At 56.6% G+C, this 11156-nt stretch carries 11 protein-coding genes; all 11 read left to right on the top strand.

Going from position 1 to position 11156, the window contains the following annotated elements; all coding sequences use genetic code 11:
- Position 1: 1 nt before the first annotated feature.
- Entirely contained in the window at positions 2 to 1150 is a 1149-nt protein-coding gene (locus tag FYJ74_RS00980) for an ELM1/GtrOC1 family putative glycosyltransferase (RefSeq protein ID WP_154527758.1), read from the top strand.
- Positions 1147 to 2184, top strand: coding sequence for a glycosyltransferase family 4 protein (locus FYJ74_RS00985; protein WP_154527759.1), 1038 nt, complete (start codon positions 1147 to 1149; stop codon positions 2182 to 2184). The genes FYJ74_RS00980 and FYJ74_RS00985 overlap by 4 nt, the downstream gene beginning before the upstream one ends.
- A gap of 97 nt (positions 2185 to 2281) precedes the next feature.
- Complete coding sequence (locus FYJ74_RS00990) at positions 2282 to 3379, top strand: glycosyltransferase (RefSeq protein WP_154527760.1); 1098 nt, start codon at positions 2282 to 2284, stop codon at positions 3377 to 3379.
- 1 nt (position 3380) lies between these two features.
- On the top strand, positions 3381 to 4646 hold the full coding sequence (locus FYJ74_RS00995; protein ID WP_195838755.1) for an O-antigen ligase family protein: 1266 nt from the start codon (positions 3381 to 3383) through the stop codon (positions 4644 to 4646).
- Between the two features lie 46 nt (positions 4647 to 4692).
- Positions 4693 to 5682, top strand: coding sequence for a hypothetical protein (locus FYJ74_RS01000; RefSeq protein ID WP_154527762.1), 990 nt, complete (start codon positions 4693 to 4695; stop codon positions 5680 to 5682).
- Entirely contained in the window at positions 5672 to 6697 is a 1026-nt protein-coding gene (locus FYJ74_RS01005) for a glycosyltransferase family 9 protein (RefSeq protein WP_154527763.1), read from the top strand. The genes FYJ74_RS01000 and FYJ74_RS01005 overlap by 11 nt, the downstream gene beginning before the upstream one ends.
- Complete coding sequence (locus FYJ74_RS01010) at positions 6694 to 7698, top strand: glycosyltransferase family 9 protein (protein ID WP_154527764.1); 1005 nt, start codon at positions 6694 to 6696, stop codon at positions 7696 to 7698. Before FYJ74_RS01005 ends, FYJ74_RS01010 begins: the two co-directional genes overlap by 4 nt.
- A 7-nt stretch (positions 7699 to 7705) precedes the next feature.
- Positions 7706 to 9199, top strand: a complete 1494-nt coding sequence (gene rfaE2, locus FYJ74_RS01015) for a D-glycero-beta-D-manno-heptose 1-phosphate adenylyltransferase (RefSeq protein ID WP_154527765.1) — start codon at positions 7706 to 7708, stop codon at positions 9197 to 9199.
- On the top strand, positions 9192 to 9737 hold the full coding sequence (locus FYJ74_RS01020) for a D-glycero-alpha-D-manno-heptose-1,7-bisphosphate 7-phosphatase (protein WP_195838756.1): 546 nt from the start codon (positions 9192 to 9194) through the stop codon (positions 9735 to 9737). Before rfaE2 ends, FYJ74_RS01020 begins: the two co-directional genes overlap by 8 nt.
- Positions 9738 to 9747: 10 nt before the next feature.
- On the top strand, positions 9748 to 10335 hold the full coding sequence (locus FYJ74_RS01025) for a D-sedoheptulose-7-phosphate isomerase (protein WP_154527767.1): 588 nt from the start codon (positions 9748 to 9750) through the stop codon (positions 10333 to 10335).
- A gap of 60 nt (positions 10336 to 10395) precedes the next feature.
- Positions 10396 to 11130 (top strand): hypothetical protein, encoded by a 735-nt coding sequence (locus FYJ74_RS01030; RefSeq protein ID WP_154527768.1) that lies wholly within the window; start codon positions 10396 to 10398, stop codon positions 11128 to 11130.
- Positions 11131 to 11156: the final 26 nt, after the last annotated feature.

Below are 11156 nucleotides of genomic sequence, written 5' to 3' on the forward strand. Positions count from 1 at the left end.
AATGGATTTGAGACCGCTTTTGATACTTCTTAACGAAAGTACCCGAGGACATATCGTCCAGAGCCGGGGAATACGCGACCGCATGCAAAAGCTCGCCGATTTCGAAGCGGTGGAATTCGACGTTCCTCGTTTACACGGAGCGGCGAGGATCAAAGCGCTCAAACTGCTTGCCCGCCGTCTTCCCAAAGCGACGCCGCAGGGCGCGGAGCGTTGGCTTTTGAGAGCCGGAGGCAAGGAGCTTCTTGACCGCATGGCCCTGGTGAATCCGGAGCGGCGTTCGCTTCTTTTCCTCTCCGCGGGAAGTACAGCCGCGCCGTATTGTTTGGCTCTCGCCAAAAGATTCAGCGGGAAAAGCTGCGTGGTGATGACGCCCTCCGTCTTGGGCACGAAACCTTTCGATATGGCGGTCGTGCCCAAACATGACGGGCGGCGCGGCGACAACGTTCTGGTCACGCTCGGCGCCCCCAATTCCATTTCTCCGGAGCTTTTGGAGAGCCAAAGCCGGGAACTGCTGAGCGATTATCCTCCGCATCAGAAAGACGCCTGGGGGGTCCTCATCGGCGGCGACGATCTGAACTATTCGATCGCTCCCCTCTGGGTGAACAAAGTCCTGCCGACGCTGCTCAACGCCGCGGCCGACGCCAACGTCGACCTGTATATCACGACCTCGCGCCGCACGCAGGCGGCGACGGAGATGGAGATCGCCAAACTCTGCGGGGACACCAGCGTGGTGCGGATGTTGCTGCTGGCCTCGCAGGATTCCCGCAATCCCGTTCCCGGCATCCTCGGCCATTGCTCGCGCGTCTTCTGCACCGAAGACTCCGTTTCGATGATCTCCGAAGCGGTCACCGCGGGCGTACAGACGGCGGTCATCACCGTCGGCCATCATCACGGCGTCAAACGGCTTCTGCAGGAGGTGACGGAATGGCTCGTGGACGCCCGTCTGCTCTCCACCAAACGTCTGTGGGGCGTACCGCGCTTCAACAGAATGATCGAGGATTTCGAAAACCAGAATTATCTGTGCTTGGTCACCCCCCGCAATCTGGACGACGATCTTCGTCATTTCCTCGAACGGCCGCTTGACGGGATGAAAGGCTTCAACGAAGCCGAAAAAGCCGCGAGGTGGATCCTGAACAGGTGGCTGCCATGAAAATCATTCACATCCTCCCCGAGCTTCAGATCGGCGGCGTCGAACGGCACGTGATCGACCTGTCGAACGAACTTGTCGGAAGGGGCCACGAGATCATGGTGATCTCGGCCGGCGGCCAGATGGAACGCCAGCTCGATTCCAAAGTGCTCGTGCGTCATCTTCCCGTGCACAAAAAAAATCCCCTGACGGGATTTTACAGCGCGGTGAAAATCGCCCGCTGGATCCGGCATGAGCGCTGGCAGCTCATTCACGCGCACTCCCGCGTGCCGGCGTGGATCGCCAGCTGGGCCAGCTCTTTGGCCCGTGTCCCGTGGCTGTATACCGCTCATGCGGTATACAGCCACAATTTAGGACTGTATCCGTTGAAAAGAGCTGACAAGGTCATCTGCGTCAGTCGAGCGGTAAAGGACGATCTCAGCGAATATATTCCTGCAAACAGCCAGGTTATTTACAATGGCTTGCCCGAAAGCGTGCCGCACTGGCGTCCGCTTGGCGGAGACACAGCGGTGATCCTTGCCGTTGGCCGTCTGACTCGTTTGAAGGGAATCGACACTGTTTTGCGGGCTTTGGCGCTGTTGAAACAAGAAGGAATATGCCGCTGGAAATTTGTAATCGTCGGAGACGGCCCGCAGAAAAGAGCGCTTGAAGAACGCGCCGCCGGTTTAGACATTGCGTCTCAGGTTGAATTTACGGGATACAGAGAGGATATTATCGAAAAGCTCCTGAATTGCAGCTGTTATGTTTTGCCGTCTATTTCCGAAGGGATGGGGCTGACGCTGATGCTTGCCGCGAAAATGGGCGTGCCGGTGCTTGCCTCGGATCTGCCGGCAATTTGTGAGCTGACCCTTGAGAGGGAAAAGCTGTTACCGCCTGCGGAGATATCGGCATGGACGCGCAGTTTGCGGCAAATCTTGAGCGGTTGTCTCGAGGTTGCGCCAAAATTTGATGAAAGCGTTCTTTTGACGGAGGCGCAGATGGCCGGGAAGTTGCTTGCGATATATCAAAATTTAAACGATACCTATGCCGAGAAATGAACAGGCAGTCGACGTGAATCCCCGTTCTCTCTCGCGAACCGTTTCGTAGATTTCTTACGACAGGTCCAAACGCATGACTGAGAGGGGATAATATGTTATGAGAGTATTACACTACGTTGACGAAAACCGTCTGGCCTGGATGGTGCCGTGGATTCAACTGCTGAAGGAGCTGGAGAAACACGGCGTCGAAAACCACGTGATCTGCCGAAGCGGCGGCACTTTATCGGCCGGATTGGCGCGGGAGAACATCGCACATTCCACGTACGTTCCTGTTGCGCAGTGGCTGCCCGTAATCGCTTATGGCATGGAGCGTCTCATCGATCGCGTGAAGCCGGCGCTGATCCACACGAGACTTTCAGCGGCCGCGGCGATCGGCGGCTATTGGGGACGGAAGAAAAACGTCCCCGTCGTTTCGACGTTCGACAAATATCCGAAAGCGAAATACTATCACCACTCCGACGTCGTGATCGGCTGCTCGTCCGCCGTCACGGCGCATATCAGAAGCTTGAAACTCAACCGGGCGTTTCTTACGGAGACGATTCTCAATCCCGTCTTATCCGAAAATTACGTTCGCAATGCCGAGACACGCCGACAGTTTCGCCGGCAACTTTCCGTTCACGGCGATGAAACCGTGATTTTGGGAATGGGACGTCTTGTCGGTTGGAAAGCGTGGGACGATTATCTTCGCGCTGTGGCGCTGCTGCCAAAGAAATTGAAGGCGCATTTTTGGCTTGTCGGCAGCGGCGATGAAGAGAAGAAATTAAGGGACTTGGCGGCGAAGCTCGACATCCAGAACCGCGTCCGCTTCTTCCCCTTCGCCGCGGACGTCAGGCCATGGCTTTGGGCGGCCGATCTTTTCGTACAAAGCTCCAAAGAGCCCGAAGGCTTCAGCCTGATGCTCATCGAGGCGATGGCGGCCGGTGTCGTGCCGATTGCCACGAATATCGGGGGCACGCTGGACATTGTCAAAGACGGGGAAAACGGCCTGTTGTTCCGCCCGTCCGACGTGAAGTTTTTAAGCGGTCTGATGATGCGTGGGATGGATGCTGCTTTGCGCCAAAAGTTGTCGGAGAACGCGTCGAAGAGCGCGGCGGAAGTGAGCGTGAGCAGGATCGCGGTTCAGACCGTGGCGCTCTACAAAAGAACGCTGCAGACTGCAGATGAGCGGGCCCTTTGCACCGGAAAGAAGAGTTGAAATGATAAAAGAGAGTTCCAAAGCGGACGCTATCGAAAATATCTTCGTAAATGTGTATGCGGCCTCCGCGTGCCTGTCGCCTTTAGGACCGATCGTCCACTACGTGTTGTGGCCGCTGTGTCTGGTTCTGATGACGGTCGGCAGAGTGAAATATCATGTTCCTTTCCGAGTGAAAAATCTGGATCGAACGGGGAAAATCGTCCTTGGATGCTGGCTGGCGTTATGCCTCTGGAGCGCTGTCGCGGGGCTTTTGACGTTCCATGATGTGGACAGCTACGGCAGAAATGTCACCATTTTTGTGGAGGTCTTTCTCGGCATGTATTTTGCGGCGCGTCTCCTGGCTCGCGAGACGATCCGCCAGAAGATGATGCGTTTTTTCGTCTGGGCAAGCGTGTTTATTCTCTTTGGAAATCTGCTGCGGGAATTGGGCTTTATCGACTATTTCCCCAATCGTTCTTTGGAGAACGGAAATAATCTGGGGCTGCTCGGCGTCCTGCTGCTGCCGCCCCTCGTCTGTTATGCGTTCTGGTGCGCCAAGGGACTTGTTCAGCGCGTGCTTATCGTCGTTCCTGTCTGTCTTGTCGTTTTTTTGTCTTTTTCTTCGGGGGCGTGGATGGCCGCGGCGATCGGCGGATGTTTTCTGTTTTATTGGACCTTCAAATTCAAGAAGATCGGGATTTCGTTTCTTGTGAGCGGAGCAGTATTGCTCGTATTGGTCTGCGTCGCGATCAATGTTCGTTCGGGAGGCGCCCTGTGGAGAAAAATCGCGACGGAATACCAGCAGATTACGTCGATGCAGGACATGGGAACGTTTACGACGTATCGCAACGAGATCTGGAGCGCTTCGGCTTATTTGATCCGGAAGCGCCCCTTCACAGGATGGGGTGGAGAAAAATTTCTACGCCTGTACCATGAACTTTTTCGAACGAAAGCCGACGAGTTGGGGCTGAAGTATCAAGCGAACGGCATGCATCCGCATTCGACGTTTCTGAATGTCGCCTATCTTGCCGGGATTCCCGGTTTGGCGCTCTTTCTGGCGGCGTATGCCGTTTCTTTGAAAAAGGCTTTCCGGCTGGCGCAGATGGAGAATGGAAGCCTCTTTCCGTGGGGAATCGTCCTTTTTGTCCTGTTGTTGGTCGTTCTGGTCTACGCATTGACCGCCGACGTTCTCATGGGACGCCGCGATACGTCGGTGATGTTCTGGTGTTTTTGGGGAATTTTGTTGATTTTGCCGGATGGGCGCGGTTCGCCTTGTGAGAAATCATAACCGCGCTCAACGTGATTTTTACCGATATGATGAAAGAGGCATGGCAATGAGCCGTTTTATGGAATTGGATCCGACCAAGGCAAAAACGTATCAGGCAAGAGAGCGCCCATCTCTCGTCACTGCGGCGATCGAAGGGAAAGCCTACCGCCACGGCATGAGCGTGGGGGAATTTTTTCTCGGCCTTCCGAACGTCCTGAAGGCCAAAGACCTCCTCGAGGTCGCCGCGGCGATCGCGCAGGCGAAAAAGGACGGCCGCGCCGTGATCGCCATGTTCGGCGGCCACGTCGTCAAATGCGGGTGTGTGCCATTGCTGCTGGATCTGGCGAAAGACGGATTCGTCACGCATTTCGCGTCGAACGGCGCCGCCGCCATCCACGATACCGAACTGGCGTTGTGCGGACACACCTCGGAAGATGTGGCCGCGCAAATTGAAGACGGTTCATTCGGCATGGCGGCGGATACGGCGGATGCGTTGAACCACGCCGCCTCTCGCGCTCACCTCAGAAAAGAAGGTTTCGGCGAGGCGCTTGGCGCTCTGCTGGCGGAAAAGCAGGCCCCTTACGACCGCCTCTGCCTCTCGGTGCAGGCGGCCCGGCTGAATATCCCTTATACGGTTCACGTCGCTTTGGGAACGGATATCGTACATCAGCATCCCAGCGCCGTCGGCGCGGACATCGGCGATGCGTCGCTGAGGGATTTCCGCATCTTTGCCGCTTCCGTTTCCCGGCTCGAAGGCGGGGTAGTTTTGAACTTGGGAAGTGCCGTGATCATGCCCGAAGTTTTTCTCAAGGCACTTTCTCTCGCCAGAAATTTAGGCTTCAAGATCAAAAACTTTACCACGGCCAATATGGACATGATCCAGCATTATCGTCCCCGCATGAACGTCGTTACCCGTCCGGTGCAAAATTCCGGGAGAGGGTACGCCATCACCGGGCATCACGAGATCATGATTCCGCTGCTTGGCGCCGCCGTCAGGGAGTTTGAGGCGGGAACTTTGCATTTGCCGAGAGACGAGGCGCGTTGCGATGAGGATTGAGCCGTCCGAAATCGAGCGAGTCTTCGTCGTCGGGCTCTCGTGCATCGGCGATATGCTGCTGAGCAGCGCGGCCCTGTATAATTTGAGGGCGTATCTGCCTCATGCTCATTTCACGATCGGCGCGAACGCTCAAGTTGCCGCCATGTTGGCCGATGATCCGTTATGGGATGAAATCAAGCTCTATGACCGCGGCAAGCCGAATTCCCCGTACAATGGATGGCGAGGGCGCATTCGCGCGATCCGCGAGTTCCGCGCCGGAAAATACGATCTTATCGTCGATCTGCGCAGCACGTTGATTCCGCTGTTCATGAACTGTCGGTACCGGCCGCTCTGGGAGTGGAGAGAACTTTTTCTTCCTCGTCGAATGCATGAAGCGGAGAGGAATCTCTATTGTATGGGATCGCTTGGCGTGCCGCTGAGAAGTCGAAGCATGAGGCTTTACGTACCCGAAAATATTTCCCGCGATGTTCGGCGCGAGCTGGCTCCCTATCGGAACAAACTGGTGATTTTGAATCCGGGAGGGCGCGCCTTCAAGCGCTGGCCGGCCGAAAACTTTGCGGCATTGGGACGTCGTTTGAGCGAAGAGGGGTACAAAATCGCCGTGATGGGCTACTCTGCTGAGGAGCAGGCCGCGGCAGCGCCGGTTCTGGCTTCATTGCCGGAAGCGCTCGATTTTTCGGGACAGGTTCCCATGCCGATCAGCGCTTCGCGCCTGGCCGCGGCGCGTCTGTGCGTCACGAATGACTGCGGCGCCCTTCACATGGCCAGCGCCGTGGGAACGCCGACGATCGGTATTTTCGGCACGACGGATCCCTGGCGGTATGGCCCGTGGGGGAACAGGCATGAAATTGTTTTTCCCAAGACGTGCCCGAAATCTTTTTGCCGCGACGAGGGCGCGGATTGTCCGATCGGACGCGACAATTGCTTACAGCAGATCCCGGTGGACGACGTGTGGGCGGCCGCGAAAAAGATCCTTGCGGAGTCCTCAATTGACTGCAATGGGGAGCGAAAATGAATTTTCCGCGGGTGGCTCTGGATAACAATGTCAAAGCAAAAGTTGTGCTGATCCGTTTTTCGGCTTTGGGCGATATCGTTCTCACGGCTCATATCGGCAAAAAATTAAAAGAACTGTTCCCGTCTTTCGAGATTACGTGGCTGACGGAGAAAGGCTACGCTCCACTGGCACAATGTATGCCTTGGATCGACAACGTGATGCCGTGGGACCGGCAGGAAGGGCAAAAGGGCTTTCTCAAACTTGTTTCCCGCATCCGCAAGGAAAAGTTTGACATCCTCGTGAACCTGCAGGACAATGACCGCACGGCCCTGCTGACCCTGCTCACCTCCATTCCTTTGAAGATCGGCTTCCATCGGCATTTTCAGTTTGTTTACCATCAGGATATCTATGCCGTGCTCGGTCAGTTGGGCATTTCACCGTGTCTGGAAAAGCGGATTCATAGTTCCTTGGTGCGTCCTGCGGGGGATTCTCCTCTGAGCTCCTGCAGTGAAATGGAGAACGTTCGAGGCTGCGCCGCCCTGGCCATCGGCGCCAGCATGGCACGAAAGCGCTGGCCAGCCGCGTATTGGGCTCGGCTCATCGATTATTTGTCACGGGAAAATTGCATGGCAGTTCTCGTTGGCGCCGGAGTCGAAGAGCTGAGAATGTCGGAGGAAATTATGGCGCTGTGCCCCGGCAAAAAAATTCTCAATCTCGTCGACGCGCTTTCCTTGCTCGATTTGCTCCGCGTGCTGGCCGACGCCTCTTTTGTCGTCGCTGCCGACACCGGGCCTCTCCACATGGCACGTGCGTTGGGCAGTAAAGTGATTGCGCTGTTTGGGCCGACGTCGCTTTCGATCGCCTATACGCAAAGCTTTGATAAAGTTGTTTATACATCCTGCGAAAAGATGGGATGTTGGGATTGGAAATGCTCTTTGCCCTGTATGGAGCGCATTTCGCCGCAAAAAGTCGTCGAAGCCGCCGGCGAGATTTTGAAAGACCTTTTTCCGTCAAAGGAGTGAATCCGCTTTGTCTGAAGCTACTCTTGTAAAGATCGTAGAACGAGTCGAGCGGCTTTCTCCATGTACAGTCGCCGTCATCGGCGACCTCATGCTTGACCGGTATCTTTACGGCAGCGTGGAGCGGATCTCTCCCGAAGCGCCGATTCCGGTCGTGAAGTTTCAGAGTGAGAGAAGCGTTCTCGGCGGGGCGGGCAACGTCGTCGCCAATCTTTGCGGGCTTGGCGCGGACGTCAAGTTCTTCGCTCAGCTCGGCGGCGACCCGGAGGCGCGGGAAGTCTTGGGGCTTTTGGGCGCTTTGAATGATCGGCGCCGGGGAAGCGTCGAACTGTTCCCGTCCCATAAGGAGACGACGACCGTGAAAACGCGCGTCATCGGCAACGGGCGTCAGCAGATGATGCGGCTGGATCATGAGGATATTCTCCCGTTGGGCCCGGAATTGGAGGGCGAACTTCTTTCCCGACTGTCGGGACTTGGCGCGGGCCGTCTGGACGCGGTCATCCTTTCCGACTACGGCAAGGGCATGTGTTCGCCTTCGGTGTGCCGCAGAGTCATCGAGATGTGCCGGACACGGCACATTCCGGTCTTTGTCGATCCCAAGGGAGCGGATTGGGGGCGCTATGCCGGAGCCGAGCTGGTCACGCCCAACGTGAAAGAGCTTTCGGACGCGGCCGGAGTGAGCATATCGAACGACGAAGACGAAGCGCTTGCGGCGCAGGCTCGAAAGGTTCGTTCTTCCTTTGGGCTGAACAATTTGCTGGTCACCCGCTCCGAAAAGGGCAGCACGTTCGTCGGCGAACAAGAATGTTTTGACGAACCGTCTCAGGCGGTCGACGTTTACGACGTTTCCGGCGCCGGCGATACGGTTATTGCCACAGTCGCCTTTTTTCGCGCCTACGGCGTCGACTGGCGGAACTGCTGTCGGCTGTCGAATGCGGCGGCCCAGGTGGTCATCGGCAGGGCGGGAACGTATCCGATTTCCTATCGAGAGTTGAAGGATCTGTGCCTCTCCAGAATGGAAGCGTCGTCTCCGTTCTCCGCAGGGCAGAAGATTTTCGATGCGGCCGCTGCGGTACGGCTGGTGAAGGAATGGAAAGAACAAGGGAAAAAGGTGGTTTTCACGAACGGCTGCTTCGACGTCTTTCACGCCGGTCACGTCGACTCGCTGACGCGCGCCAGAGCTTTGGGCGATCGACTGCTCGTCGGCCTCAACTCCGACCGTTCGGTAAGAAATCTGAAAGGCGATACTCGTCCGATCAACAGCGAGCAGAACCGAGCCGCCGTTCTGGCGGCCCTTGAATGTGTGGACGCGGTGGTCATTTTTGACGAGAATACGCCGGAGCGGCTTCTTTCTCTGATCAGGCCGGATGTTCTGGTCAAGGGCGGCGACTACCGGCCGGAGCGGATCGCCGGCGCCGCGCATGCCGGCAGAGTGGAGATTCTGCCGTTGCTTCCGGGGCTTTCCAGCACGTCGATCATTGACAAACTGCGCGAAAATGAATAAAAAAAAGTGGGTGATTCTCGATCGCGACGGGACGATCATCGAGGAAAAAAACTATCTTCATCGTCCCGAACAGGTGGTTCTCCTGCCCGGCGCGGCCGAAGGACTGAGACTTTTGTGTGAGCGCGGGTACGTGCTGACGGTTGTCACCAATCAGTCGGGAGTCGGCCGCGGTTACTTTTCGATGGCTGACGTTGACCGCGTGCACTGCCGCTTGACGGAGCTGCTGGCGGACCGGGGAGTCACGCTGCAGGGAATCTACGTCTGCCCGCATCGGGCGAATCAGCGTTGTGCGTGCCGCAAACCGGCCGTCGGGCTCATTTCACGGGCAAGCGCCGATTGCGGTTTGACCAGCGATACTATTGCCGCCGTGATCGGCGACAAAGAATCCGACATGCAGTTTGGCAAAAATCTCGCCAGCCCTGTGATACTATTAATGTCGGGCTACGGTCGCAGAGAGCGGGCGCGCGGCGTAAGCGCCGATTTCTACGCCGAGAACTTGCTGCAGGCGGCCCGTTGGCTTTTGGAACGTCAAAAATAAGGTGGAATCCATGGACAGGCACACGATAGAAGCGATCATTGCGGGAAATCTGGAACGCCACCGTCAGGTCTGCGAACGTCTGGCCGGTATGATGCCGCTGGTCGAGCGCGCTGCGGCGCTGATGATTCAGTCGCTGAAAAACGACGGGCGCGTTCTTTTCTGCGGCAACGGCGGCTCGGCCGCCGACGCTCAGCATCTCGCCGCGGAACTTTCCGGACGATATCTTTTCAACCGGCCGGCGCTCGACGCCGAAGCATTGCATGTCAACACGTCGGCGCTCACCGCGATCGCCAATGATTTCGGTTACGAGACGGTTTTTTCGCGGCACGTCGAGGCGCATGGGCGCCCCGGAGACACGCTGGTGGCGATTTCGACCAGCGGCGGCAGCGCCAACGTCGTGAAAGCGGCCGAAGCCGCGCGCCGCAAAAAAATGCGCGTCATTGCCATGACGGGGGAAAAAGACTCGCTTCTGTCCGGCATGGCGGACGTCGTGCTGGCGGTGCCGACGGCCGAGACGCCTCGGATTCAGGAAATGCACATTCTGATCGGACACACGCTGTGTGAAATCATTGAAAAAAACCTTTTTGAAGAGAAGTGATTTTCCGGTGGGCTTTTTTCTGATTGGGGAACGCGTTTTTATCATCAAGGAGGGACTCGAATGAGTGTCAAAAGAAGAGGATTTTATTTTGCGCTGATGGTATGTGTGCTGAGCGTTTCGACCGCCTCTGCCGCGGAGTGGCGCCAAAAGAAGGAATATCGCGACGATTTCGGCGCCAGCGTCGAGATTCAGGCGACGTACTATGCGGCGGAATACGTGGAACGCTCGACTCAGGATCAGGCGCAGAAAAATCTGTGGACGGCCGACGAGGCGGAGGATTACCGTTACAATTTGCTGCAGCAGCTGAAACTTGATGATACGATCCCCGTGTTTATCAGATTCACGAACCGCGGGCCGGCGATCCGCATGGCTCCTTTCGAGAGTCAGGTTACCCTGACCGTGGGCAAACATCGTCTTTCCCCTGTCGATTACGACAAACGCTTCAACTTCAAAATCACCGATGAACGTGAAGGCTTCGTCTACTTTCCCCGTTACGATTCCAAGGGAAAGCCCTATCTGACGCCGAAAGTCAAAACGGTCAAGTTCACCATCGACGGCGCCATCACGCCCGTGACGCTCGGCAAGACCATTGATTTCTTCTGGGACGTCAAAGACGACGACCCCAACAAGCTGCTGCAAGGCAAATCGGGCGCCCGCATGGAAATGGATCGTCTGAACAAACGCGTCGGCAACCTGACAAAGGAAGGCAAGGAGCTTCAGGACCGCCTGAACGAAATCCAGGAGGAACTGAGCAAGCTCAACAAACGCATGATGGAACTGCAAAAAGAAATTTAATTGGCGGAAAACGAAAAGGGACTCAA

The sequence above is a fragment of the Pyramidobacter porci genome (assembly GCF_009695745.1).
Taxonomy (GTDB): domain Bacteria; phylum Synergistota; class Synergistia; order Synergistales; family Dethiosulfovibrionaceae; genus Pyramidobacter; species Pyramidobacter porci.